The 26,926-nt window shown below is 61.4% G+C and carries 23 protein-coding genes; 13 read left to right on the top strand and 10 right to left on the bottom strand.

Annotation, left to right across the window (positions count from 1 at the left end):
* Positions 1–38 precede the first annotated feature (38 nt).
* Complete coding sequence (locus tag ACH9L7_RS00830; protein ID WP_396611862.1) at positions 39–971, top strand: glycine zipper family protein; 933 nt, start codon at positions 39–41, stop codon at positions 969–971.
* Between the two features lie 34 nt (positions 972–1,005).
* Entirely contained in the window at positions 1,006–1,236 is a 231-nt protein-coding gene (locus ACH9L7_RS00835; RefSeq protein WP_396611863.1) for a hypothetical protein, read from the top strand.
* Positions 1,237–1,306: 70 nt separating this feature from the next.
* Here ACH9L7_RS00835 and ACH9L7_RS00840 read toward each other — a convergent pair whose 3' ends face one another.
* Positions 1,307–2,563 (bottom strand): aminoacyl--tRNA ligase-related protein, encoded by a 1,257-nt coding sequence (locus tag ACH9L7_RS00840; RefSeq protein ID WP_396611864.1) that lies wholly within the window; start codon positions 2,561–2,563, stop codon positions 1,307–1,309.
* Between the two features lie 714 nt (positions 2,564–3,277).
* Between ACH9L7_RS00840 and tuf the strand changes: the two genes are divergently transcribed.
* Positions 3,278–4,540 carry a translation elongation factor EF-1 subunit alpha gene (gene tuf, locus ACH9L7_RS00845; RefSeq protein WP_396611865.1) on the top strand — a complete coding sequence of 421 codons (1,263 nt, stop codon included), beginning with the start codon at positions 3,278–3,280 and terminating at the stop codon, positions 4,538–4,540.
* 269 nt (positions 4,541–4,809) lie between these two features.
* On the opposite strand, the gene ACH9L7_RS00850 is transcribed toward tuf, so the two are convergent.
* Both ACH9L7_RS00850 and ACH9L7_RS00855 read right to left on the bottom strand, forming a co-directional pair.
* A complete protein-coding gene (locus ACH9L7_RS00850) occupies positions 4,810–6,099 on the bottom strand; it encodes a RimK family alpha-L-glutamate ligase (protein WP_396611866.1) in 1,290 nt (429 codons plus the stop codon).
* A gap of 268 nt (positions 6,100–6,367) precedes the next feature.
* A complete protein-coding gene (locus ACH9L7_RS00855; protein WP_396611867.1) occupies positions 6,368–7,933 on the bottom strand; it encodes a S8 family serine peptidase in 1,566 nt (521 codons plus the stop codon).
* Positions 7,934–8,151: 218 nt separating this feature from the next.
* Between ACH9L7_RS00855 and ACH9L7_RS00860 the strand changes: the two genes are divergently transcribed.
* The 6 genes from ACH9L7_RS00860 (at position 8,152) to hmgB (ending at position 16,440) form a co-directional block, all read left to right on the top strand.
* A complete protein-coding gene (locus ACH9L7_RS00860) occupies positions 8,152–8,631 on the top strand; it encodes an NYN domain-containing protein (protein ID WP_396611868.1) in 480 nt (159 codons plus the stop codon).
* Between the two features lie 124 nt (positions 8,632–8,755).
* Positions 8,756–9,604 carry a TatD family hydrolase gene (locus tag ACH9L7_RS00865; RefSeq protein WP_396611869.1) on the top strand — a complete coding sequence of 283 codons (849 nt, stop codon included), beginning with the start codon at positions 8,756–8,758 and terminating at the stop codon, positions 9,602–9,604.
* A 127-nt stretch (positions 9,605–9,731) separates the two neighbouring features.
* Complete coding sequence (locus tag ACH9L7_RS00870) at positions 9,732–10,319, top strand: DUF2150 family protein (protein ID WP_396611870.1); 588 nt, start codon at positions 9,732–9,734, stop codon at positions 10,317–10,319.
* 87 nt (positions 10,320–10,406) lie between these two features.
* Complete coding sequence (locus ACH9L7_RS00875) at positions 10,407–11,987, top strand: hypothetical protein (RefSeq protein ID WP_396611871.1); 1,581 nt, start codon at positions 10,407–10,409, stop codon at positions 11,985–11,987.
* A gap of 127 nt (positions 11,988–12,114) precedes the next feature.
* Positions 12,115–15,039 carry a PKD domain-containing protein gene (locus ACH9L7_RS00880; RefSeq protein WP_396611872.1) on the top strand — a complete coding sequence of 975 codons (2,925 nt, stop codon included), beginning with the start codon at positions 12,115–12,117 and terminating at the stop codon, positions 15,037–15,039.
* Between the two features lie 63 nt (positions 15,040–15,102).
* Positions 15,103–16,440: a hydroxymethylglutaryl-CoA synthase gene (gene hmgB / locus ACH9L7_RS00885; RefSeq protein ID WP_396611873.1), complete on the top strand. Its 1,338-nt coding sequence runs from the start codon at positions 15,103–15,105 to the stop codon at positions 16,438–16,440.
* A gap of 120 nt (positions 16,441–16,560) precedes the next feature.
* On the opposite strand, the gene ACH9L7_RS00890 is transcribed toward hmgB, so the two are convergent.
* Together ACH9L7_RS00890 and ACH9L7_RS00895 are read right to left on the bottom strand one after the other, a co-directional pair.
* Positions 16,561–16,863, bottom strand: coding sequence for a hypothetical protein (locus ACH9L7_RS00890; protein WP_396611874.1), 303 nt, complete (start codon positions 16,861–16,863; stop codon positions 16,561–16,563).
* A 92-nt stretch (positions 16,864–16,955) separates the two neighbouring features.
* Entirely contained in the window at positions 16,956–17,663 is a 708-nt protein-coding gene (locus tag ACH9L7_RS00895; RefSeq protein ID WP_396611875.1) for a helix-turn-helix domain-containing protein, read from the bottom strand.
* Positions 17,664–17,803: 140 nt separating this feature from the next.
* Between ACH9L7_RS00895 and ACH9L7_RS00900 the strand changes: the two genes are divergently transcribed.
* Together ACH9L7_RS00900 and ACH9L7_RS00905 are read left to right on the top strand one after the other, a co-directional pair.
* Positions 17,804–18,442, top strand: a complete 639-nt coding sequence (locus tag ACH9L7_RS00900; RefSeq protein ID WP_396611876.1) for a metal-dependent hydrolase — start codon at positions 17,804–17,806, stop codon at positions 18,440–18,442.
* Positions 18,443–18,494: 52 nt separating this feature from the next.
* Positions 18,495–19,034 (top strand): GNAT family N-acetyltransferase, encoded by a 540-nt coding sequence (locus tag ACH9L7_RS00905; protein ID WP_396611877.1) that lies wholly within the window; start codon positions 18,495–18,497, stop codon positions 19,032–19,034.
* Positions 19,035–19,060: 26 nt separating this feature from the next.
* On the opposite strand, the gene ACH9L7_RS00910 is transcribed toward ACH9L7_RS00905, so the two are convergent.
* The 5 genes from ACH9L7_RS00910 to ACH9L7_RS00930 all read right to left on the bottom strand — a co-directional run bounded on the left by ACH9L7_RS00910 (position 19,061) and on the right by ACH9L7_RS00930 (position 24,722).
* A complete protein-coding gene (locus ACH9L7_RS00910; protein ID WP_396611878.1) occupies positions 19,061–19,642 on the bottom strand; it encodes a transporter in 582 nt (193 codons plus the stop codon).
* Positions 19,643–19,739: 97 nt separating this feature from the next.
* Complete coding sequence (locus ACH9L7_RS00915) at positions 19,740–20,378, bottom strand: GNAT family N-acetyltransferase (protein ID WP_396611879.1); 639 nt, start codon at positions 20,376–20,378, stop codon at positions 19,740–19,742.
* Positions 20,375–21,013: a GNAT family N-acetyltransferase gene (locus ACH9L7_RS00920; protein ID WP_396611880.1), complete on the bottom strand. Its 639-nt coding sequence runs from the start codon at positions 21,011–21,013 to the stop codon at positions 20,375–20,377. Before ACH9L7_RS00920 ends, ACH9L7_RS00915 begins: the two co-directional genes overlap by 4 nt.
* Before the next feature lie 102 nt (positions 21,014–21,115).
* Positions 21,116–22,414: an MFS transporter gene (locus ACH9L7_RS00925; RefSeq protein WP_396611881.1), complete on the bottom strand. Its 1,299-nt coding sequence runs from the start codon at positions 22,412–22,414 to the stop codon at positions 21,116–21,118.
* 94 nt (positions 22,415–22,508) lie between these two features.
* Positions 22,509–24,722, bottom strand: coding sequence for a heavy metal translocating P-type ATPase (locus ACH9L7_RS00930; protein ID WP_396611882.1), 2,214 nt, complete (start codon positions 24,720–24,722; stop codon positions 22,509–22,511).
* A 130-nt stretch (positions 24,723–24,852) separates the two neighbouring features.
* Here ACH9L7_RS00930 and ACH9L7_RS00935 point away from each other — a divergent pair, with 130 nt between their 5' ends.
* Positions 24,853–25,407, top strand: a complete 555-nt coding sequence (locus tag ACH9L7_RS00935) for an ArsR/SmtB family transcription factor (protein WP_396611883.1) — start codon at positions 24,853–24,855, stop codon at positions 25,405–25,407.
* A 50-nt stretch (positions 25,408–25,457) separates the two neighbouring features.
* A complete protein-coding gene (locus tag ACH9L7_RS00940; protein ID WP_396611884.1) occupies positions 25,458–26,906 on the top strand; it encodes a replication factor C large subunit in 1,449 nt (482 codons plus the stop codon).
* Positions 26,907–26,926: the final 20 nt, after the last annotated feature.

Raw genomic sequence — 26,926 nt, forward strand, 5'->3', positions numbered from 1 at the left:
GGCGAAGATTCATCCGCGTTAGTGGTACCACAGTTGGATTGACTTCCCTCACCGGACTCGCATCTGCAAATGGTTCTGACGAAGAGGAGACTGTTGAGGTAAGAATCGATACGGCTGTTGAGAATGGAACAAAGTATGCCGTCTCAATTGCTCGTAACAAAACGACAAAAGAGGTCGATGGAACAATTCTCCCAGTTCCAGTTGACGAGGATAATAGAATAAAAAAGGATGATGATTCAAATAGTGATAATCTTACTATGTATGGAATCTCTGATGATATTCTATCTGAGATTCAACCATCCGTTTTCAACGAAGAAGAGAGCAGAGCAAATGACGAGGGTACTACGATTTCTCAGACGGATTCAAAACAGTCTGATATCTGGGGTCCTCTCCGTGACGTTGCAAAGCAATCTAGTTCTAATTCAAAAATAGCCACTACCCAGGAAGAAGGTCTCCTAGAGAGCGTCGTGAAGGAGATTGCTGCAGGCACAAAGGAGTCAATTAACCGGCTGGGTGTGTATTATATCGAAAGTCCAGAAGGTGCGGACTGTGACGCGACAAAGAACAAAAACCTCCATCGGCAATTCTGTGGGTCAATTGACTATGAAAAAAGCCTTGGTGAGTTCACCGAGGTCATCGTTTCAGGCACTCTTGGAGCCATCGTTGGTGCTGCAATATCCGGAGGGGTTGGGGCGGGAATCGGCACGATAGTTGGCGGAATCGCTGGATTCGCGATTAAAGAACTCAAAGACACAACAAACGCTTCGTTTGTATTCAGAGATATTGACAAATGTGCATTTGGTGCCTGCGCACCAGTTGTCAAACCATATGTGAGTGGTATATGGATGGACGAGGATGAAGACCTCCTTAGTATTGACGTGGGTGAGATTCGTGACTTCCCAGGAGCTCATCTTGAAAATGGGGCCTCAATCCCCACCGGATACCGGGATGTGTACAAAATCTCAGACTAGTTTAACAAAACCCAACATAAATCAATAATAGGTCATGAAAAAAGAGATAGTCAACTTCTGGGAGGTGGTTAATCAGGGTTTCGAGTATCCGCTACTGAGCGCTCTAATTGTTGGGCTATTCGTGGGCCTCGGAATGATGCTGGTAGAAGATGTCGTTACGACTGTAGCCAGTGCTCCAGCTGTTATCGTTGTCGTATCGATGATTCTTGGCGGAGTTACAGTTGCACTACTTATCTCGTACTCGCTATTGAAAGCAGGCCTCTGATACCGATACCATCTACGGTAGTCATTCGAGGTGGTGGGTGCGGCTGACTGGAAGAGTCACCCGGGTACGACTACCCGGAGACTACGTCCGAAACCGCCTCGGGTGCGACGAAGCGCGTCTCGCCGTCTCGGCTTTCGAGTTCGACCATTCCAGTCTCTCGGAAATGGTTCCCGAGGACGACCTTTCGGGGAATCCCGAGCAAGTCGCTCTCGGCGAATCGCTCGCCGATAGTCTGGTCGTCATCGTCGAACAGGAGTACCTCGTCGCGGCCGCACGCGTTGTAAATGTAATCGGCGGCGGTTGCGAGAGAACCCTCGTATTCGAGGGGAATAATCGAAACCGCGTAGGGAGCGACGCTCCCGCGGTCGGTTACGGGCCACCGGAGACCGGTGTCGTCGCCGTGTTGCTCGACGAGGGTGTGCAGGAGGCGTTCGACGCCGATGCCGTAGCTCCCCATCTGGACGAGTCGTTTCGACCCGTCGGCCATATCCAGTGTGAGGTCCGCGGGGTCGGAGTACCGCGTACCGAGTTTGAACACGTGGCCGACTTCGATGCCCTCGCCCGCGACGAGTGTTGCACCGCAGTCGGGACACGTATCGCCTTCGGAGAGAGAGGTGTCGGGCGATTCGTCGGTGACGCCGACGCGACAGCCGCCGGTCTCGCAGTAGACGAGTTCCTCGGACCCGGTTTCGACGGGCGCGATGAACTCCTCGGAAGTGGACCCGCCCATCACGCTGTTGGACGCGTCGACGACGACGAAGTCGAGGCCGACGGCATCGAAGATACGGCAGTACGCTTCGCGGACGCGAGCGTAGTACTCGTCCAGCGACGCTTCGGTTGCGTGGAGGCTGTAGGCGTCTTTCATCGTGAACTCCTTCGTTCGGAGGAGTCCGTTTCGGGGGTGGTCGTCGCGGTGTTTCCGTTCGACCTGATACAGAAGGAGGGGAGCGTCCTCGTACGAGCGCACGGTCCCCTCGACGAGATGGACGATTCCTTCTTCGTGCGAAGGCGCAAGACACATCGCCTGTCCCTCGCGGTTTTCGAAGGTGAACATCTCGCCCTCGAAACTCCCCCAGCGACCGCTTTGTTTCCAGACACCGCTGTACTGGAGACTGGGCAGGCTGACGGCCTGTCCGCCGATGGCGTTCATCTCCGCCCTAATTCGATGGATGAGATTCTGCCGGACACGCTCGCCGGTAGGCGTAAAGCCGAACAGTCCGCTTCCGAACTGTCTGACGAGACCGGCACGCACCGCGAGTTGGACGGTGTCGTTCTCCCAGCCGTCAGTCTCACGACTGGTGAAAAGCGTCGCGTCGCTACGCCGCATTGCACTCACCTCCGGCGCGGCGGGTGCTGTTGAACTCGGCAGGTGACAGTGAACTGCTCGTCAGTACTCGGGAAGAAACAGCGTCGATACGACTATCGCGGAACCCAGCCGTGAGCCACGTCCGACTCACGGCTTCGAATGCAGGTTCGTTCGCTTCGAGTCATGCGGTCGATACGAATCTGTCGCTGATATTAAAACCACGTGCCACGGGGAACCCACGCAGTCCAGTTCCCGCGGGTCTTCGAGGTGGTTCGTACCCTTCCCAAATCAATGACAGTCATTGACACCCATAGACAGATTTATCACACCACAGAACAAAGTAGTTACTATGATTGTTGTAAAGGATTCCAACCCCGACACCACCGCCCGCCAGACGCCCGTTCGTCGTACGGCCACCTTCGCCGAGATGGCCGAAATGATGCGGTCCATCTAACTCACGGAATCCGACTCATTCCGGAGTCGTTTTTGTCCGACTTCCGTCGTCTCGTCCTCGCATGCTATTCTTTCTCATAGGTGACACTCTCTCAGTCGATGACGGCGAGTTATTCACCCCGATACGTTACTCCCGAAAACACATACTGGAATAAAAATATCAGCATCAGCGACATACCGAACCGCCCGAATTTCAGCCCCTCGACGCGTACATTTCGGGACAACGGATATACTCTTGCGTGTCATATTTCACTAGACTGGGCGACAGCGCCCTGGGTACCTATGGCAGACAAACCACACCAAAACCTGGCCATCATCGGGCACGTCGACCACGGGAAATCGACCCTCGTCGGCCGACTCCTGTTCGAGACAGGCAGTATTCCTGAACACATCATCGAGCAGCATCGTGAAGAGGCCGCAGAGAAGGGGAAGTCGGGGTTCGAGTTCGCGTACGTAATGGACAACCTCGCCGAGGAGCGCGAACGCGGTGTCACCATCGACATCGCCCACCAGCGCTTCGATACGGACAAGTACTACTTCACCATCGTCGACACACCCGGCCACCGTGACTTCGTGAAGAACATGATTACGGGCGCGTCGCAAGCGGACCACGCGCTTCTCGTCGTCGCAGCGGACGACGGTGTCGCACCGCAGACCCGCGAACACGTCTTCCTCGCCCGAACCCTCGGCATCGAGACGCTCATCGTCGCGGTCAACAAGATGGACGTCGTCGATTACAGCGAGAACACCTACAAACAGGTTAAAGAGGAGGTTCAGCAACTCCTCCAGCAGGTCCGGTTCGACTCCGACGACGCACACTTCATTCCCATCTCGGCGTTCGAGGGGGACAACGTCGCCGAACCGTCGGAAAACATGTCGTGGTTCGACGGACCGTCGGTGTTAGAATCGCTCGATAACCTTCCGGAACCGTCGCCACCGACGGACGCACCGCTTCGCATCCCGATTCAGGACGTGTACACAATCTCCGGTATCGGGACAGTCCCCGTCGGACGCGTCGAGACTGGAATCCTGAAAACCGGCGACAACGTCAGGTTCATGCCGTCGGACGTCGGCGGCGAGGTCAAGACCATCGAGATGCACCACGAGGAAGTCCCCGAGGCCGGACCGGGAGACAACGTCGGATTCAACGTCCGCGGCGTCGGCAAAGACGACATCCGTCGCGGTGACGTGTGTGGTCCGGCTGACGATCCGCCGTCCGTCGCCAAGACGTTCAAGGCGCAAATCGTCGTGATGCAGCACCCCTCGGTCATCACCGCGGGATACACGCCGGTTATCCACGCACACACGGCGCAGGTCGCCTGCACCTTCGAGTCCATCGACCAGAAACTCGACCCGGCATCCGGTGAAGTTGCGGAGGAGAACCCGGACTTCATCAAGGCTGGCGACGCCGCCATCGTGACGCTCCGACCGCAGAAACCACTCAGCATCGAACCCTCGTCGGAAATCGCCGAACTCGGGAGTTTCGCCATCCGCGACATGGGACAGACCATCGCGGCAGGCAAGGTGCTCGAAGTCAACGAGTGAGTGCGTCTCAGACCAGTTCGGACTTTTTTAGCCGTCGCTCAGTGACTGAAGTCGAACCCGGAGGCTCTCCGGTTACGGACACCGCGAACCGGCTACCTGGTGGTGGGCCGGAGTGGGACGTTTCGTGGGCGTACACCACTCAGCTACGTGGTGGTGTCGTGGGAGTGACATGCCACACGGAGACGGGGAGTCTGCGTCGGAGAGTCGGGTCCGAAGAAACGTACGGAGGAGGGATGGATAACGAACTGGCTTGATATAGCAAGGCTGGTTTATCTATCCGGTACGTCCCGGACGCGGTGACGAACGTCGATGTAGAAATTTCTGAGCACGTCACGGCCGAGATGGAGCGGGTTCTCGCGGTCCTCAATGAGAACGGCTGTCACGGTCTGTCGGTGGCCGTCGAGTTCGACGATGACATCGACCTGCGGGTGGGCCTCGTCGTCGATAACCGGCGGCGGCTCCGCGCCGAGTTCGGCCGCGAGTTCCGAGTCGAGACGCGTCTTGGCGGCACCCGTATCGATGTGGGCGACTACCTCTTTCGAGCCGCTGGTTCCGGTGACGGTCGCGCGCTCGGCGTAGCCGATAACGGGAACCGAGTCGTCACGGACGGACGACGGCGAATCGTCCGGCGGCGTCCCGTCGAGGACGTGCGAGAGCTGTTCGACCGACTCGTCGTCGACAGTGTGACCGACGCGTTCGAGCGCGAGTTGGGCGATGTACACGGCCGGAGAGTGCCCAGTGGCACGAAAGAGGCCACGGAACCCGGCGGTCGGATTGACTTCGAGAACGAGCCATCCGTCCGGTCCTTCGATGAGGTCGACGCCCGCGCAGTCGAGACCGAGGGCGCGGACCGCCCGGAGGGCAATGCCTGCAGCCTGCTGCGAAAGGTCGTCAGTGGCGTCTTCGACTTGGCCGCCGAGGGCGACGTTCGTTCGCCAGTCGCCCGTCGGGGCGTATCGATACATCGCGCCGATAATCTCGTCGCCGACGACGTAGACGCGCAGGTCGCGCTGGTTGTCGTCGTCCATCGAGAGATACGTCTGGATGAACGTTCGGCGACCGTCCACAGTCGACGAGAGCGACTTTTCGTGGTCGACGAGCCACGTCCCGCCGCCGTTGGTCCCGATGGCGGTCTTGTAGACGAACGGCAACTGGAACGACTCTCGCGCGGCGTTCAGTGTCGCTTCGTCGGTTGCGAGGAAACTGTGCGGGACAGGAACATCTGCCGCCGCGAGTCGGGTTGCAGTCGCGTGCTTGTGGACTGCGAAGAGGACGTTTCGCGGGTCGTTGAGGACGGGCCGCGCCGCGGCGTAGCAACTGGCGATAGAGAGGTCTTCGAGGGGTGACGACGATTTCGAAAGGAGGAGTCGGTTGACGACGACATCCACGTCTGGTTCGAATGCAACACCCGTTTCCGAGACATCGATACCGACCGCCTCTTCGTGAAGCCAGACGGCGTCGTGGCCGAGCGCCTCCACCGCGTTGCAAACTGCCTTGGTCTCCCGACTGTTGTGGAACGACAGGATACCGACCGTCACCGCGTTCGGGGTCGCTGTCATGGGGGGCACTAGGCGACGAAGTCGTATCAGTACGTCGGGCCTCGTGATGAGAGAAGAGTGCCACGGTGTGCGCAGTCCTTGGGTCGAGGTTCCGTTCGAGTGGATTCGCTCAGAGACCGTGGCCCTCTGTGCTCATGAAGATGTCACAGTCATGGACACTAGCCACCTGCGTTCTTGCACTCTCGCGCGGTGGCGCCGATGCCTGCTCGTCAGGCAGTGGGAGACGGCGGGGGGATGCCGTCACCCTGCCAGTACCGTCAGTTGGCGATTACTCCTTCTCGGTGATGGTCACCGTGTAACTGCCGCTGCCCGAGTAGCTGTCGACCAGAATGGCGAGGTCGGCAGACGTGTCGGGGTTGTCGATGGTAATCTGCTCGCTGCTGTCGGTGGACCACGAGCGGTAGTCGTAGCTGCTCGTCGAGGGGCACGTTCCGGAGCCCTCGTTCACGTAGAGGTCGAAGTCGGCGTCGGACGGGCCGCTCAGGTCGACGACGACCTGCGACGGGGAGCTGTACTCCCACGTGTAGGACCAGCAGTCCGAGTCGGAGTACGACGAGAGCGAATCATCGATGGTCGTTTCCGTCGAACCGCCGCCACCGCCGCCGCCACCACCGCCGTCACCCGGCTCAGTGGTGACAGCGTTGGCTGCGTCGACACGGCCTGCGCCCTGCTTCGAAGAGCTCAGTCCGATGTCGACCGCCGTGTTCTTCAGGTGGTTTCGAAGGTCGGACGGCGAGAGGTTGTACACGTCGAGCGTGAGACCGGCTACGCCGGAGACGACGGGCGTCGCCATCGAAGTCCCGGAAATTTCCTTGTACTCGGTGCTCGTCGTCCAGCACGAGAGAACGTTCGTCCCGGGTGCGGCGAGGTCGATTTCGTCGCCGTAGTTGGAGTACGACGCGAGCGTCTCGTCGGGGTCGAGCGCCGAGACGGCAACACACTCACTGTAGGCTGCCGGGTAGGAGACGCCGTTCCGGCCGTCGTTACCAGCAGCAGCGACGACGAGCGAACCCTGCTGCGTCGCGTAGGACACGGCGTTCTTCATCGTGGACGTGTAGCCGCCACCGCCCAGCGAGAGGTTGATGACATTCGCGCCCTGGTCTGCGGCCCACTCGATGGCGTCCGCGATGTCGCTCGTCGAACCGCTTCCGGACTCAGAGAGCGCGCGACCGGAGAGAAGCGTCGAGTTACTGATACCGCCGATACCCTCGTTGTTGTCCGTCGTCCCGGCGGCAATGCCGGCGACGTGCGTCCCGTGGTACTCGTCGGAGAGCACGTCCGGGTACGGGTCGTTGTCGTTGTCGACGAAGTCGTGGCCCTTGTCCGACCCGAACTGCGAGGAGAGGTCGGGGTGGTCGTACATGACACCCTGGTCGACGACGGCGATAGTCACGTTCGAGCTACCGAGCGTCGTGTCCCACGCGGAGTCGGCGTTGACCTGCTGGGGTGCATACTGACTCCCATACTTGGGGTCGTTCGCCGTATAGAGCGCCTCGAACGTCGCGTTCTTCTCGGCGTACTTCACTTCGTCTTTCTTCGTGATAGCCGAGATGAAGTTGTCCTGAGCGTGCGCCGGAGCCTTCGAGGGGAACTTGACCGCGGCGTAGCTGAGCGTCTCGTTCTCGTGGACGATTTCGGCGTTACCCGGAACATGCTGTTCGACGGCCGCTCGCGGGCTGTCGGCAGTCTTCGAAACGCCGACGAGAATCTCGTCTTTCTTCGGCCCGGGTTCGCGTCCGGGCGTCGCGGAGGTCACGCCAGCCATTCCAGCGAGACCCGCTGCACCAGTTAGTTTCAGGAAGGTTCGTCTGTCGAAGTTCGGTGTGCCTGCCATGGGCAACCATGTCTCAGTGGGGTGAGGCAATATTTGTTAGCTTGACTGAAATTCGCTTTTCACTATATTTTTCAAGCGTAAATAGAAAAGCTCTCATAAACTTAAATAAATTATATAATAATTTCCCGCTAATTCGAACGAGCGGACGTTCTCCTTCACATCTCGCAACCTGCGGCCGCGCTCGAAATATATAAGCACGAAACTGGGTGAGGTGGTGTATGGACCTCCTGCGGCGATTGTTCGGTCCCGACGGCGTCCCGTCGGGCCGAGTCGCCCTCTTCGTGGACGGACCGAACGTCCTCCGCGAGGAGTTCGACGTTGACCTCGATGATATTCGGAACGCGGCACGCTCGCTCGGCGACCAGATGAGCGCGATGCGACTCTACCTCGACGAGCACGCCACGCCGGGACTCATTCAGGCGGCCGAAGCGCGCGGCTTCGAAGTCGTCATCACGAGTGGCGATGTCGACGTGAAACTCGCAGTCGACCTCACGCGCTTCGCCGCCGAAGGGTGTGCGGATGTTATCGCCGTCGCCTCCAGAGACACCGACTTCAAGCCCGCACTGGAGACGGCAAACGAGTACGGCCTTCGAACAGTCGCCATCGCGCCCGGAAGCTACGGCCGGTCCGACGCGCTCCAGAACGCGGCGACACACGCTGTGACACTCGACGAACTCACCGACAGCGACGACGATTGAACATCGTCAGCGACGACGATTGAACATCGTCAGCGACGACGATTGAACGCCGTGGACGACCCGGACGGCTGAGCGGTCGTACGCGAACGGTTCGTTTTTTCCCGCCCCGGCCGACCACTCGACCATGCAGACGTTCGACACACCGGTCGTGGATAACCACCTCCACCTCGACCCCGTCCACGGACGCGGCGTCGAGGCGGTGAAGGACTTCGCTCGAAGCGGCGGAACGCACCTCTTGGTCGTGAACAAACCGTCGTGGTTACTGGGCCACGAAGTCGAGACGGGCGAGGATTTCCGTCCGGTCTTCGAGACGACGCTCGAAGTCGTTTGTGAAGCATCAGCAATCCTCGACGGGAAGGCATGGCCAGTCCTCGGCGTCCACCCCGGTCTCGTCTCGAAGTTGGTCGACGAGCGTGGCTTCGACCCGGACGACGCCTACGACCTGATGTGCGCTGGCCTTGATGTCGCCGCGGAGTACGTGCGCTCGGGCGACGCACTCGCGCTCAAATCCGGTCGCCCGCATTACGATGTCACTGACGCCGTCTGGGATGCCTCGAACGCGGTCCTCAGACACGGACTCGACCTCGCGGCCGACTGCGACTGTGCCCTGCAACTTCACACCGAATCAACGACCGACCTCTCGGACGTTGCCGACTGGGCCGACGAGCGCGGCGTCCCGCGAGAACGCGTCGTCAAGCACTACGCACAGGGGTACCTCACGGGTGGCACACCAAGCGTCATGAGTGACCGCGAGCGTCTCGAAGTCGCAGTCGAGCGAGGCGACCCGTTCCTCATGGAGACTGACTTCATCGACGACCCGGACCGTCCGGGAGCGGTGATGGGACCGAAGACGGTTCCCCGGCGGGTAGATTGGATGCTCGAAGCGGGATACGACGACGCCGTCAGAAACGCACACGTCGAGACGCCCGCGCTCGTCTACGACATCGACACCGAAGCGACGCTCGACCGGTGAGGTGACACGACTGGCGACCAACGGAGCGACGCTCGACCGTGAGCGTGGTCGTACGCCCCACGATGACACGTCCGAAAGTGCCGTCGGATAAGAAAGGCATTTGAGTCCGGCACGGGAGGTTGTAGGTATGACCGAGGCCGAGGAACGATACTACTCCCCGGAACGCTGGCAGAACTGGCTAACGCGCGTCGAAGAAGAGGACTTGGACCTCGAAAGCGAGGAGACGGGTCGTCTGCTGATGAATATTCAGAACGACGCCGCCATCGCAATCGCGAAGATTCTCGCCGCCTACGACGACGACACGCTCGACGAGGACGGCGCGCTCGACGAACTCTCGACCGTCCACGACATCGTCATGTCGGAACCCGAGTTCGAGTCCGAGAGCGAAGCGGCGCAGATTCTCATCGGGAGCGTCCAGACGAGTCTCTCCTGTGCCTTCTTCGCGGCCGAAGAGTACATCGTCGCCGGACCGTCCGAACTCGAAGACGAGATGGACGAGTACATCAAGGCCGCTGCGGACGCCGAAGCCAACGACGACCTCGACGCCGCACTCGGCTACATCGTGCAGGTCGGGACGAACGTCATCGCCGGTGACGAACTTGACATCGACGTGCTCGATGACCTCGAGTTCGGTCTCGTGACCGAGTGGGTCAACGGACTCGACAGTCTCCAGAGCGGACTGGCGGAACCCGAAGTCGTCGAAGAGGAAGACTGAACTCGGCCTCTCTCGTTCGTTTCCCCCTTTCAATCGGTGAGAACTGGAGGGGAGGCTTTTTAGTTGTCTGTTCCGCGTACACGTACGATGAATTTCTGGGACGACCGTCGAGGAGTCGCAGCACAGGTCGGTGCTGTCCTCCTGTTAGGGTTTATCGTTATCTCCCTATCCATCTACCAGGCGACAGTCGTCCCCCAAGAGAACCGCGCGACCGAGTTCGAACACAGCAGGGCGGTCCAGACCGATATGCAGGAACTCCGTGCGTCGATTCTCACGACGGCGACAACCGGAGCACCTTCACCAACGGTCGTCTCGCTCGGAACGCGATATAAACCGCGGACGGTGTTCGTCAATCCACCGCCACCGACGGGAACGATACGAACCTCGTCCCTCGGGAACCTCACCGTCAGGAACGCGGTGGCCGATGTCGGGTCGACAACAGGGCGTGACAGTCCCGAGACGGACGATTTCTGGGACGGGGTAACTGACCACAAATACGAGACGGCGGCGCTCGTCTATGACCCCGGCTACACCCGGTACGAAGACGCGCCGACGACGGTGTACGAAAACACGGTGGTGGTCAATCAGTACGACGACGGAAACGTCTCGCTCGTCGACCAGTCGGTGGTCGACCAGAAGAATATCTTCCTGGTCGTCGTCGACGGGGAACTGTCCCGCGCGGCGTCGAGCAGTCTCGTCATCACTCCGCAGTCGCTCAGCACCGCCACGAGAACGATTCGGGTGACGAACAACACGAGCGACGAGCCAATTCAGGTCGACGTTCCGACGAGGCTCACCGCCGCCGACTGGCAGTCGAACCTCGAAGATACCGGCGACTACGACCCGTCGTGTGACTCGGACACCAAAGCCTCCGCGTACGTCTGTAACGTTCAATCGGGGCCGGACGGGACGGTCAGGCTGACGTTCGAATCGAACACGACCTACCAACTCCGGATGGCGAAAATCGGGCTCGGAAGCGGGGCGACGCGCCCCGATGCGGAGTATCTCACCGCTGCCGAGCGCCTCGAATACGTGACCGAAGGTCAAAGATACCAGTTCGTGGTCGAAGCCCGTGACAAATTCAACAACCCGAGGGCGGCGTCGGTCAGGGCCGAATCGCAACACAACGGCGTCGTCGATGGGATGGAGTACGTCGATTCCAACGACCGGTTCGTCTTCACCTACGAGGCACCGAACGCGACGACGAGCGGGGGCGACGACCGCATCAATGCGACGTACGACGATTTGGGCGTCGGGTTCTCGCCGGAGAACGTCGAAGACGTACAGCTCAACGTCACGATTCGGTCATCATCGGGCGGTTCAGGCGGCACCGGAGGCAACGACGCCCCGAGTGCGACCATCGAGAGCGTCACGGACAACAGCCGGTGTGAAGGGAACAACTGTAACGGGCACGATTACGCCGAGTTCGACGTGACGTGGAGCGCGTCGGACCCCGACGGGAGCGTCCAGAGCGTCGAAGTCGAGTTGATTCGGGATGGCTCTGTCGTCGATAGTACGACCGTGAACTCCTACACTGACGGCCAGTCGCGGACGACGACGCTCCGCGAAGATGGCGGCTACGAAGAGGACTACACGATTCGCGTCACCGCCGACGACGGGACGGACACCGCGTCCGACCAGACGACCGAAACGGCCGACGGAAGCTGAATCCGTCGCTTTTCAATTTTGGTAACGTGGGGAGAGAGTTCATATCCCTGTATCCACTACAGAATACACAACATTCTCGGCCGAGAGATGTTCTCGGACGGCTGAACACTCAAACACGGGACGCTTCATGAATTTCCACGCCGACACGCGCGCGCAAGTAGAGCAAATCGGGACGATTCTACTCGTTGGTATCGTCATCCTTTCTGTCGGGACGTTCGGCGTGTTCTATCTCGGAGATGTCCAAACCGGCCAGACGAGCGATGCGAGCGCCGAGGCCGTCGCCACGGCGGATTTCCGCGCGACCGTGACGCAATCGACGCTCAAGCTTCACCACCTCGGTGGCGACTCGTTTTCGACCGACGAACTTCGGGTCATCGCCAGAAACGAGAGCGAAGAGCAGGTGTTCACACTCACGGCCGCGAACCTCACCGGTGGCGACGCGACATTCGATTCCGGTGAGACAGCGACGATAGACTGGAGTCAACCCCCGGGAGAGGTGATTACAGTCTTGCTCGTCGACGACGAGGATGACCGCGTCGTCTTCCGGACAGAAGTCGTCATCGACAACGAGAACGAAGACCTCGAATCCGAAATCGGCGTCGGGCAGGAAAGCGGGAGTAACCCCGGTGCGAATGCGGACCCCACCGCCGACGCCGGAAACCAGCGGACTATCGAGGGTCGCGTGGGCGAAACCGCCGAGTTCTCAGGCGATGGTGCGGACCCCGACGGCGGGAACGTGACTTTCCAGTGGCGTATCGCCGACTGGGACGGACTCTCCGACTCGCAGATTGATTTCGCCAGCGGAACGGAGACGAAGACGCCCGTCGTCGAAGTCACACAGAACATCACCGACAGAGACCACGAACTCACTGTCGAACTCGAAGTCGAAGACGACGAGGGGAACTCCACGACCGACCAGACGACGCTCGTCGTCGAACGACTGAACCGGCCGCCCGAAGCGGATGCCGGAGAAGACCAGCAAGGGACTGGTGATGAGGATGATGGCGACGACGAGGACGATGGTGACGACAAAGATGATGATGGCGACAGCGATGGTGACGACAGCGATGGTGACGACAGCGATGGTGACGACAGCGATGGTGACGACGAAGACAACGGCGACGACGGGGGCGAAGACAACGATGCCGAACGAATCGCAGGCCCGGTCTTCGATACGACGCGGCACAGTAACGTGTTCGCTCGTATCGACGGCCAGCGAGTACAGGCGACGATTGGGACCGGCGGCGTCCTGACGTTCTCCCTGGATGGCACGGGAAGCTACGACCCCGACGGCGACGAACTCACCTACCAGTGGGCTGTCGCCGAAAACCAGAGCGACCCGATTCTCGACTACCTCTCGCTCACGAACTCGACCAGCGCCACGCCGACGCTCACCGTCTCACCGCTCTCGCTCGTGGAGAATCGGTCGATTACGGTCCAACTCACCGTCACCGAAACGTCCACCGAAGAGCGATACAGCGACACCGACACGGTGAACATCACGCTCCTCGCGAACAACGAAGTACCGACCGCGGACCTTGACGCCGACTGTACGGGACTGGCGTGTACCTTCGACGCGAGCGGGTCTTCGGACGGCGACCTCGGCCTCGGATTGGGTCAGTCCGATTCCCTCACCTACGAGTGGGACTTCGGCGATGGGGCGACGCAGACCACCAATTCGTCGACCGTCTCGCACACCTACGACGAAGGCGGCGAATACGATGCGAGCGTCATCGTCTCTGACGGCGATGCGTCGGAGACAGCAAATACGACCGTCCGGGCGGGAACGCTCCGGTACGTCACAGGGACGGGAACCGCGTTCTGTGGTGAGACGGACGACAACAACAACGGCCACGGAAACGACTGTGACGGGTACGACGAGGGCAATCCCGGCAAGAGCGATGGCGCGAAGGGGCGGTCGAACGAAGAGGCCGACCACATCCGGTTCGACCTGCGAAACGACGCCGAAGACGAAGTTCGAATCACGGGCGTGAGTGTCGTCGAGACCAGTGCGGGCGACGTGTACGTCGAAGAGGACTGGTGGCCGTTCGACGACCCCGACAGCGAGACGGCGGCCGAACTCACCGGCGCGGCGGACAGCGACTGGACTCGGATGACCGGCATGTTCTGGTTGCTGTACGACGCGGAGACCCGCGAGCGACTCGATTCAGACCCGCGACTGATTCCACTCGTGGACGCGGTTCCCGGTATCGGGGACCGAACGGTCGATTCGGGTGAATCGACGACGGTTACGCTCGGCCCGCTCTACAAGAACGCAAACGGGAACAAGGAAATCGATCTCAGCGACGAGGACGTGACAGTTCGCGTCACGTACGAATACGTCGAAGCCGACGGCACGACGAGTGACGAACTCCAGTTCACGTTTACCGACGGTGGTGACGGAGCGCCCGATGACGAACCCGCGGTTCGCGGCCTCCGCGTGGAGGACCGAAGTCGGTACTCGAACACCGAGTTCGACATCTCCTACGACATCTCGAACGCCGACCCCGACGGCTGGGTCGAGGTTTCGGTCGACGACCGGGAGAACACGTGGGCCGACAGCATCCTCTGGACCACCGATTTCCGAGGGACTGCGCGGTACTTCCACGGCGGTACGATGGGTGACTCGTACGAAATCACGGTGAAAGCCTACAGCGAGGACGGAGAACTGCTCGTTGAGGAATCCATCTCCGACGTTGCGGACAGAACCGACCCGTCACAGAAGGGAACGCTCGTCAAACCGAGTAGCCCGACGATTTCGAGCGTCTCGGTCAAAGACAAGACGAAGCGCGACAACGGCGAGTATCAGGTCACCGTCGAAGTCAACAACAGCGGTGGGGAGTTCGCCCGGACCGAAGTCCGCTTCCGCAACCACGACCACTTGTGGGCGAGGAGTACCGATTCGAGTCCGAAGAAGAACGCGGTGCTCCGATACCGCCACGGTGGCGTTGGGGGCGACCCCTACGATATCGTCGTCCGCGTCGTCGATAGCGACGGTATCATCGTCGACGAGCAGGTCGTCACCGACACCGCTGACGGGAGCGACCCGTAACTTCGACGTTCGACGTAACGAACTATCGACAAAACCTTATCCCCCGGATTTGTATGACCGACTATGACTTCCGTCGGCATCGATGCCATCGAGATTTGGACGGGCAAACTCGTTTTAGACCTTCCCAACACCTTCGCGCCTGTGAAGGGCGAGGACCCGGAAAAGTATACGAAGGGCCTCGGTCTGGAAACGTCGTCGTTCCCCGATGTCTACGAAGACATCGTGACCATGGGGGCGAACGCCGCAAAGAAGCTGATGGAGCGAAAGGGTCTCACGCCCGACGACATCGGCCGCATCGACGTGGCCACCGAGTCGGCGTTCGACAACTCCAAGCCGGTTTCGACGTACATCTCTGGGTGTCTCGAACAGGTGTTCGACGGTGACTTCCGCCACGCGAACAAGGGCGAGCGGAAGTTCGCCTGCATCGCCGGGACGCAGAGTCTCGACGACGCGTACAACTGGATTAAGGCCGGTCGGAATCGCGGCCGTGCAGCACTCGTCATCGCCACCGACACCGCCCTCTACGAGCGCGGTGACCCGGGTGAGGCAACGCAGGGTGCCGGTGCGGTTGCGATGCTCATCGACGAGGACCCGGACCTCGTCGAACTCTCGACCGAGCAGGGCTACGGCAGCATGGACGAGACGGACTTCCTGAAGCCGAACCAGCAGTTCCCCTCGGTTGACGGCAAGCGCTCCATGCAGGTGTATCTCGCTCGCATGCGCGAGGCGCTCGAAGATTACGAGAGCGTCGCGGGTCGCACACACCCCGACCTCTTCGAGTACATTCCGTTCCACACGCCGTTCCCGGGGATGGTCCGCAAGGCCGCGCTCCTCGGCTTCCGGCACATGACCCGCGACACCGAAATCGAGGACGAACTCGAATCCGAAATCGGTCGGCAGCCCCGCGAAGTTGACTTCGAGACGTGGGACGACTATGAGGAAGCCATCCGCGCCTACATGGACGACCTGAAGACGACCGAGCAGTACCGCGAGTGGTACGGCCGCGTCATCGAGCCGACGCTCGACATCTCTAGCCGCGTCGGCAACTGGTACACCGGCTCAGTTCACATCGCTCGCGTGTCGGCGCTGAAGGCCGCCGCCGAGGCTGGCACGGACATGGTCGGAAAGAAGCTCCTCGTTGGCTCCTACGGCTCGGGTGCGCAGGCCGAGATTCACGCCGAGACGGTTCAGGAGAACTGGCTCGACGAAATCGAAGCCCTCGACGTGGACGAGCAACTCGCCGCGCGACAGGAGATTACCTTCGACGAGTACGAACTCATCCACGACGTCCACAACCACGAGAAGGAAATCGAAGTCGAAGAACTCACTCAGCCTGAAGACGAGTTCGTCTTCACTGGGTGGGGCCGGATGAACGAGCGCCGCTACGAGTACGTCGAGTAGCGGGGACCGTCCGCGTGAACAGAGTGAACGCGGAGACGAAGCGCGCCTCGCGCTTCGGAAGTACGAGTACGTCGAGTAGCGGGGACCGTCCGCGTGAACAGAGTGAACGCGGGACCGCTCTCAGAACGACCTATCTTCGTCGCCCGCAGCGGCCCACGTCTCCGCCGGGTCGGCGCCGCGGTCGTCGTAGAACTTGCGACCGATGTAGTCGTCAGTTACCGACCCGATAATCGTGGTGTACAGTTCGTTCGGTGACCGGTAGGTCTCCGAACCCAGTCGGGTGAGAATGGACTCGATGGTCTCGGAATCCTCGTGGTCAGGCGCATCGATTTCGAGCTCTCCCGCCTGCTCGAGGACGTGGTCGGTCGAAACCGGGTAGACGAACTCCCGTTGGAGGTATGGGAATAGTTCACCAAGGTTCATGAAGAATACGTCGTCGTCATCACGCTTCGTTCTTTTTCCCTTTGCGGGAGACAGTCTGAAAAATCGAACAGTATGAGGCGGTCGCGCGCCGATCAGGGAAGCTTTCGCAGGGCTTCGAGCATCTCGTCGAGGTCGCGGTCCGTCACCGCGAGCCCGAACCCGTCGATAGTCGCGAGCGATGGGGCGTGTTCCCAGAGTTCGTCTTCGGTGAGTCCGTGGAGGACGACCGCGTTCGGCGTGGGGGTGACGACGCGCATCGCAACGAGTGGCGACTCGCCACGGGTTACGTCGGTGAAGACGAGCGAGCGACTCGTCGACTGACCGTAGAGGCGGTAGAACTCCTCGGAAGAGAGGCGAGTAATCGCTTGGATGCTGTTGATGACGGTGTGACCGCTGATGCGGTCTTCGTCGCCGCTGATGATTTCTGTCGCACCGATGGCGTCGTAGAAGGTGTCCAGCGGAATCGAAGTCGGGTACTCCCGAAGGTCCTGGACGATGTCGCTTTCGAACCCGGCCGAGAGGACGCGAGCGTACTGTCGGATGCGACTGCCACCGCGGGCCTCGTCGATGTCGAGGAGGGCCTCGACCATCCGCCGAATGACGCCGATACCGGGACTCTCGCGGCGGCCGCTCTCGTAGTCGGAGACGACTGACGATGACACGTCGAGTTGTTCGGCGAGGGCTGTCTGGGAGATGTCGAAGTCGGTACGCCACTTCCGGAGGGTCGCACCCGGGTCGTCAGAGAGCGTAATCTCTCCCGCGATTCGGCGGGCGAGGTCGTCGCGAGGTGCCGCGGTCACCGGTCACACCTCCATACGACGGGGGGATGGGACATGCGACACACTGCGAGAGTGTCCCGCAAAAGCGTGTCGAAAGGGGTAGTCGTCGCCTGACGAACCCCCGGGGAACGCTCAAGTTCGTCGCGGCGTCACGGTCTGGTATGCCATCGACACTCGTCCACGTCGCGGTGGGCGGACTCGTCGGGGCGGCGTTGCTCGGTCGCTGGTTCGACACGCGGAGTATCGCCGTCGTCCTGGTCGCAGCGGCGGTCCCCGACCTCGACTCGTTTACGAGCACGCTCCTCCCCGGGAGTCATCGCGCCCTCCTCCACACGCTCTTCTTCCCGCTCTTGCTCGGCGCACTCCTCCTGTACGACACCAGAATTCGACGCGATTCACTGGTTCGCACTCGGTGGGGGTCCCGCGGCGTCGTCGTTGCGTGGGTCGCGCTCGCCGCACTCCTCGGCGGCGGCATCTTCCCCGACCTGTTTACCAACGGTGTCAACGCCTTCTATCCGCTGCACGACGCGTTCTATGCGGTGAACGGCAAAGCCGAGTTGTCGAGCACCCGCGGATTCGTCCAGACGTTCGTCGAATTCAACTCCGATGTGTCACCGGCGACGACGGAGAACTTCCACTACAGCACCGCGGTGGACCCGTCGCCGGGTACTGAACCCGAGAACGTCGAGCGAATCGCTCCGCTGGCGTCGTCGGGACTCGAACTCATGTTGGTCATCCTCGGTGGCGGTGTCGTCGGGGGGCGTTTGCTCGCCGAGCGGCGACGAGCAGACGGGAAATAGTGACACCGGCCGTCTCCGAGGGTTCATATCGGATGCCGACTCACCGCTTTGCATGAGCGAAACACCCGAGGGCGTGACGGTGCGTCCCTTCGAGGCGGCGGATGCCGACGCGTTCTGGGAACTCAAGCGCGGATTCGAACTGGGAATCGGTGAGGGGACCGGCGGCGACGACAAACTCGACAAATACGAGGCGAAACTCACAGACGACTACCGCGAGCGATACCTCTCGTGGGTCGAGCGATGTGCGACGGACGACCCCGGGTGTATCGTCGTCGCATCGGTCGATGGGGGTGCTGACAGCGGGACCGAGAGCGCTGGTTCCGAACTCGTCGGCTACGCCTTCGCGCTTCCCGAAGACCTGACGTTCATCTGGGACGCGGCCGTCCTCAACGAACTATTCGTCGCACCCGAGTTCCGCGGCACGGGCGTCGCTGACGCGCTCATGCAGGCGGTCCTCGACCACGCGCGCTCGCAGGACCTCCCGCTGGACCGGTTGCTCCTCGACGTTGACGAGGCGAACGACCGGGCGCGGGCGTTCTACGACCGCTACGGCTTCGACCACTGGGGAGAACTCGTCGGCCGCGACCTGTAGTCACTCCTCGAACGACAGTCTGAACGCTACCGCAGAACAGAGACCACTACACCGCCGACGATACCGAGGACGGCGGGGTAGACGAGACCGGCGAGGAGGACGGTCGTCACGGGGTCGGGCCGTGCAGTCGCATCGCCGATGGTGACAGCGAACAGCGCGAGGCCAGCGAGTGCGACGGGCAGGTAGCCGAGCACGGTTCCGCCGCCAGCTATCGCCCCCGACTTCGCAGCGGACGCCCCGCTAGCGACCGCTGCGACGACGCCCGCCACGAGCAGTGCAATCACGGGGACGGCGTACAGCACGGGCGAGAACGCCTCGACGCCTTCGATGAGGTTGACCGACGAGGTCGTTCCGAACAGTCCCGGGAACGTCGTCGAGACGCCATGGGCGTTCAGAAACACCCAGCCGACGACTTTCCACGTCGAGATGTCCGAGCCAAGGGCTTCGAGTATCTGACTCGCGGTCGAATTCTCGATGGTCGACGAGGTTGCGACGTACGTCACGAGGTACCCGAGCAGGGCCGCACCGAACCCGGCCACCGCACCGAGACCGACCGTTTTACCCGTCGATTGTGTCGAACTGCTGGCTGACCCGGTTGTCATTGACATGGTGTCGGAACCGATTGTGCGTCTCCGGTATATGTCTCGTGGCCGTCGTGCAAGGCTTTGTCGTTCAATTCGGAGACGAACAGCAACCGACGCCGAATCAGTTATCGCCCGCGTCCCAGTGGAATTCAGCGTCGTACTCGCCGCCGGTCGCGTCCTGCCACTCGTCGCGCGAGACGCTATAGACAAACTGGTCGGCAACGCCGTCTTCGACCGGCAGGCTGTTCCGGTCCCGCCCGTCGCGGCCGCCACCGAGCGTGCCCATGTACTTCTCGATGGCGCGCTGCGATTTCTCGTTGGCGACGGCGTGCTTGACCTCGACGACTTCGAGGTCCAGCACCTCGAAGGCGAGCGCCGCGAGAGCCTTTGCGCGTTCTCCTGAGTAGCCTCGGCCCCAGTACTGCGGCCGAAGCCAGAAGCCGAGGGTGCCGACGCGGCGCGGCCACTCAGTGTGAATGCCACCGAAGCCAGCGAGTTCGCCTGCGCCGTCCTCCCCGTCGCGTGGGTAGACCGCATACTGGGCGCTCTCGGCGTCGTCCCACTTCGACGCGCAGTCGTCGAGGAAGTCTTTCGAGACCTTCGGCGTCTCGTGGCGCGACCACGGCATGTACGTCGTCACCTCGTCCATCTCCGGGTGCGAACAGGCCTCGTACACGTCGAGCGGATGGACGGTCTCCGGGTTCGCGGCCACGAGTCGCAGGCGCTCCGTCTCGATGGTTTCGGGAAAGAAGTGGCTCATTCGCGGTCCTCCCAGCGGAACTCGGCGTCGTACTCGCCGCCGGTCGCGTCTTCCCACTGCTCGCGCGTCACCGAGTAGGTGTGAACATCGTGGGGCGTTCCGTCGACGTCAACCGAGACATTGCGGAACAGGCCGTCGTGTTGCCCGCCGAAGCGGTTGATGTACTTCTCGATGGCCCGAATCGACTTCTCGTTTTCGGGGACGACTTGCACGTAGGCGAGTTCGAGGTCGAGTACGTCGAAGACGGTGGCAAAAAGCGCGGCGGCGCGCTCACCCGAGTAGCCCCGCCCCCAGAACTTCTTTCGGAGCCACATGCCGAAGACGGCGCGACGCGTGTCCCACTCGGGGGCGAACCCGGCGGTCCCAGCGAACTCGCCAGCGCCGTCTTCGCTCTCGCGGGGGAAGATGGCGTAGATGGCGTTTTCAGCTTTCTCGTGACCCTTCTCGGCCTGCTTCAGGAAGTCGTACTCCTCTTTCGGCGTCTGGTGTGGGTTCCACGTGACGTACTTCGTCTCCTCTTCGATGGTGTCCGACCGCGAGGCGGCGAAGTAGTCGTAGGCGTCCACCGGGTCGACGACCTCCCGCGACAAGGCGCGAAGCCGAAGCCGCGGGGTGACAATTTCATCAGGGAACATGGACCAGAGGCCACTCGGAGGGATATAATAAAATTTTCTGTGGGTTGACACGTGTGAGCACTGAGCAGCGCGTCTGAGTCAGTCGTCGTATCCGTCGATAACTCAGTCGTCGCTGATGCTTCCTGTCACCCCATCCGTCGAGGATTGATAGTCCCCGAACTCAGGATGCGTCTCGCGCATCCACACGAAGGCGACGCCGCCGGAGACGAACATCGCGGCGGCGGTCACGTAGAACGCCATTCGGACCGAGACGAGGTCGGCCGCGAGACCGATGAGAATCGCACCGAACCCGTACCCTGCGTCGCGCCACATCCGGTAGACGCCGAGTCCAGTCGCGCGCCACGTCGGGTGGGCCGCGTCGCTGACGACAGTAATGAGATTTGGATACAAGAGCGCCATCCCGACGCCGGTGATGCCTGCGGTAATCGTCCACGGGACGAGTCCAGAGACGAACGTCGTCGCAAGGACCCCGCCCCCAGCGACGAACATCCCCGCGACAACTGGGGGCCGACGCCCGATGTCGTCGGCGAGCTTTCCGGTGTACAACTGGAGGACACCCCACACGCCGCCGTAGACACCGACCACAACGCCGACATCTACGACCGACTGCCCGGCCGACGTGAGATACAGCGGGTACGCAATCCACACCAGCGCATCGACGAACTTCTCGACACTCCCGGCCTGTGCGGCGGCGAACAGCGTCTTGTCGCCCCACGTTGCACGCTTCAGAATAGTCGAAAACGGGAGATTCGCGCCCGAGTCGGCACCGTCTGCCACCGCTTTTGACGCTGCTTCGGCCTCAGCCTCCGCGTAGGGAAGCGTCTCCTCGACGAAAAACACCGACAGGAGGAGGCCGAGGACGACGACGCCAGCGAGAAAGACGAACGGGGCGGGTCGAAGCCCATATTGTCCGGCGATGACGCCCGTCACCCACGACCCGACTGCGACGCCCCCGTAGCCGAGGGCTTCGTCCAGTCCGACAGCCAATCCGCGGCGTTCGCTCCCCGCGAGGTCGATTTTCGCGTTGACGCTCATACTCCACGCGAGCCCCTGATTGACACCGAGGAGGACGTTTCCGACCGTGACCCACCACCAGTTCGGCGCGAAGATGAGGATGGCGGGAATCGGCAGGGCGACGAGCCATCCTGCAACGAGAATCGGTTTTCGACCGTACGTCTCGGCCCACTTCCCGCCGTAGAGGTTGAGGAGTGCCTTCACGAAGCCGAAACTGACGACGAACGAGCCGATGAGGAGAACCGATTCGACGCCCAGAACGTCTCTTCCGAGGATGGGGACGACGTTCCGCTCTGACCCGATGGTCAGCCCAACCGCGAACACCGTCAGCAACTGAAGCGCGAACTGCCGCCAGTTTCGGCGGATGCCCTGCGTGTACCCTGCCATCTCCGTGTACATCGTGGGAGCCCGCGAGTTAATAGTGTGTTGTTTGCACCAAACTATCCGTGATAGGTAGTGGCAGACGTGTTTTTGAGATAATTCATTCGGTGAGCCGTCCGGCGAAGCTGTTCGCAAGGACGACCGAGACAGACAGTACCATCGCAATCATAGCGAACACGGGGTGGACGAGGCCCGTCGTTGCGGCGGTGACGCCAATACCGTTGAAGGAGAACGCCGCAAGGAGGTTCTGTTTCGTCTTCCGATAACTGCTCGTTCCAATCTCGTATGCGTCAACCACGCTTCCGAGTCGGTCGGTCATCAGCACGATATCCGCCGATTCGATTGCGATGTCGGTTCCTGCACCGATGGCGATGCCAACGTCGGCCTGACTCAACGCGGGTGCGTCGTTGATGCCGTCACCGACCATTGCGACGCGCTCGCCCCGGCCCTGCAACCGACGTATCTCTTCTCGCTTATCCTCGGGAGCCACGTCCGCCAACACGCGGGTGATTCCGATTTCCTGTGCAACAGTGTTCGCGGTCCGTTCGTTGTCGCCGGTGGCCAGTACAGGGGTGAGTCCGACTTCTTGCATTCGCGCGACGGCCCCGGCGGCGTCGTCTTTCAGTGGGTCACCCATTGCCACCAGCCCGACCACTGTTCCGTCCACAGCCACGCAAACGACAGTTTCACCTCGGTTCTGGAGTCGGTCGATGTCGTCTCGGGCAGGAGCCGTATCGACTCCCTCCTCGACGAGCCAATCGGGTTTTCCGGCCAAAACCCGCTCCGGTCCGACCACTGCTCGGACTCCCTTTCCGGTCTCACTTTCGAACTTGTCCGGAACGGAGTACTCGGTGTCGTACTCGGCCGCGTAGTTGAGAACCGCGTCCGCGAGCGGGTGCTCGCTGAATGCCTCTGCGCTCGCCGCCCGGCGAATCACGTCTGTTTCCTCGCCTTCGAACGCGACGACTTCTTCGACGGCCGGTTCGCCCTCGGTGATGGTTCCGGTTTTGTCGAGGACGATGGTGTCCACGTCCTGAATTATCTGGAACGCGTCCCCGTTTCGCAGCAGTACCCCCCGGTCCGCAGCGAGTCCGCCGCCTCGAATGAGCGCGAGCGGCGTCGCCATCCCGAGCGCACACGGGTACCCGAGGACGAGGACGGCCAGTGCTGCGAACGCACCACGCTGGATGTTTGCCCCACTTCCGAGCGAACCGCCTGACCAGATGGTCGGGGTAAGTGCCCAAAAGAGGAAGGAGGCGACGGCGATAGTGAGGACGCCGGGGACGAAGTATTTCAGCATCCGGTCTGCCAACTGGACGACACCGGGTTTCATCGTCCTCGCCTCCTCGATCTGCCGCGCAACTCGGTTCAAGAACGCGTCGTCGCCGGTGGCGGTCACTTCCACGAGGAGCGTTCCGGTTTCGTTGATGCTCCCACCAACCACCTCGTCGCCCGGTTCTTTGTCCACGGGGACGGGTTCGCCCGTCGCCACGCTCTCGTCTACGGCGGTTTCTCCTGCAACGATACTGCCGTCGACGGGAATGCTTTCGCCGGGAGTGACGCGCACGCGGTCGCCCACTTCTAGTTCGCTCACATCGACTTCTTCGACCGTGCCGTCTGCGCGGATACGCCGGGCAGTGTCGGGTTGGAGGTCGAGCAGGCTCTGTACGGCCCTCGACGCCCGCGTGCGGACGATGAGGCTTGTGTACTCCGAGAGGATGTGGTAGGTGGTGATGAACACCGAAACGGCGAAGAAGTGGACGGTAGGGAAACTGGGGAAGACGAACAGGCCGAGGAGACCGCCAAGCAGTCCGGCGAACGCCCCCGCTTCGAGGAGGACGTGCTGGTTGAGAATGCGGCGGCGGAGGCTGTTGGACGCCTTCTCGATGATGTAGCGTCCGGGACCGAACATCGTCCCCAGCGCGAGGCCCAGCGCGACGAGGTCCATCCAGAGCGCCTCGGACTCGAAGGCTCCGCGAACGAAAATCATGAACAGCATCAACCCAGCAGTGACAAGGGCCGCAGCACCCGCGACTGTCAACCGCCGAGTCGCCCGCTCGACTTCTCGCTTTTGCTCTTCGAACTGTTTCTGCTTGTCCGGGTCGCGGATGGTGTAGCCGAGGTCACGGAGCGTATCCTTGAGTTCGACTTCACTTAGCGCGTCGTTGTCGTACCGGATTCGAACCTCCTCGTGGGCGAGGCTTACGCTGACTTCCTCTATGCCCTCCGTCCGCTCGTACGCCTTGCGAATGCTCTCGGTGCAGAACGAACACGACATCCCACCGATGTCGTACTGGACATGTACGGTACTCATCGCCACCTGTATTTGGAGCCGGGCAGTGAAAGGCGTTATGACGAAGATTATAGCGGTATCAATCATTTTCAAGTAGTACAATACATTTGCGACAGACTTAGGAGACTCACACCCGTAGGTGCTGCTACGGATGACCCTCCTCGAAACCGATGTTCCGATACGAAACGTCATCACGACTTCCCCGGAGAAAGCCAAGGCGCTGGATAACGACGTGCGCGCGAAGGTTCTCGACATGCTGGCCGACCGGGAGATGACCATCGACGAGATTCACGAGGAACTGACACGGCGCGGGGAAGAGAAAGTCGAGACCACAGTCCGACACCACGTCAACGTCCTCAAAGAGGCTGGTCTCGTCGAAATCGCTCGGCTCGAAGACGCCAGCGGTGGGACACTCAAGTACTACAAATCGAACACACGCGTGTTCGCATACGTCCTTCCAGAGGACAGTGGCGACGAACTAACCGAGGCGCGCGCGACGGTTCGGGCGGGGGTCGAATCGCTCGTCGAGCAACTGTACCGGGACCACGGCGAGACTATCGAGGCAGTCGCGAGAGAGATGAAACCGTGTGCATACTGTGAGACGCAGCACTACGAGGAGTTCATCGTCCGTGAGTTGGTCGACCGGGCGCTGACTGAAGTAGGCGAAGCGGGAACGTTCGATGAGTTGACCGACGGGTCTGCGTAAGTGACCGCTGCTCCGCAACCACTAAACGCGCCTCGTTCCTTCCTCCGGTAATGGTAGACTGGACGGAGAAGTACCGCCCATCGACGCTCTCGGAGGTGCGCGGGAACAACAAAGCCCGGGACGCATTCGCCGAGTGGGGCAAAACGTGGGACGACCACCGAGAGGCGGTCATCGTCCACGGCAGTCCGGGCATCGGGAAGACCTCCGCCGCCCACGCGCTCGCGGCCGATATGGGGTGGGAGACAGTCGAGTTGAACGCCTCGGACCAGCGAACCGCCGACGTAATCGAGCGTTTCGCCGGTCGCGCCGCGAAGAACGCCACCCTCGCCGGGTCGTCGGCGGGGACCTCCACGCGGCAGTTGGTCATCCTCGACGAGGCCGACAACATTCACGGCAACTACGACCGCGGCGGCGCGAGCGCCATCACGAAACTCGTCAAGTCGTCGAGCCAACCCATCGTCCTCATCGCTAACGAGTTCTACGACATGAGTCGCGGCCTGCGGAACGCCTGCCGCGACATCGAGTTCCGCGACGTGTCGTCGCGCTCTATCGTCCCCGTCCTCCGCGACATCTGTCGAAAGGAAGGCGTCGAGTTCGAATCGGCGGCGCTCGAACGCATCGCGGACATGAACAGCGGCGACCTCCGCTCGGCGGTCAACGACTTGCAGGCCATCGCCGAGGGGCGCGACAAAATCACCGAGGAGAACGTCGTCATGGGCGACCGGGACCGCTCCGTTGGCCTCTTCGAATTCCTCGATGCCGTCCTCAAAGAGAAGTCCGCACAAGAGGCGCTCTACACCGCCTACGACGTGGACGAGACTCCGGACGACCTCACGAAGTGGGTCGAGGACAAGGTGTCTCTCGTCTACGAAACGGACGAACTCGCCCGTGCGTACGAGTTCCTCGCCAACGCCGACCGCTGGCTTGGTCGCGTCCGCGCCACGCAGAACTACTCCTATTGGCGCTATGCGACCGACAACCTCGCCGCTGGCGTTGCCGCTTCACGCGACCGAACCCGTGGTGGATGGACACGATACGGCGGCGCGCCGTACCGCTCGACGCGGGACAAGACACGCGACACCGTCGTCCGGAAGATTGCGGAGAACGGCGGATTCAGCATGGCCACGGCGCGACGCGAAGTGCTGCCGTTCCTCTCGGCGATTACGCACCACTGCAAACCACGCGAGTTGACCGTGGCGATGACGGCGTACTACGAGTTCGACGAGTCACACGTCTCGTTCGTCACCGGCAGCGGTGAGACGACGAACAAGGTTCAGTCCATCGTCGAGGACGCCGAGGAACTGCGCGAGGAACTGGTCGAAGAACACGCTGGCGGTGCCTTCGCCGGCATGGACGAACTCGAAACCGACGAGATGGGCGACGGCGACGCGGGCGATGTCGCCTCCGACGACGTACTCGATAGGGACGCCGACGAGGCGGACGAGGCGGGCGAGGCGACGACCGACGACGGACAGGCGGGACTGTCCGACTTCTTCTGAACTGTCTTTCGCCCTCCCGA

Source organism: Haloferax sp. S1W (assembly GCF_044593955.1).
Taxonomy (GTDB): domain Archaea; phylum Halobacteriota; class Halobacteria; order Halobacteriales; family Haloferacaceae; genus Haloferax.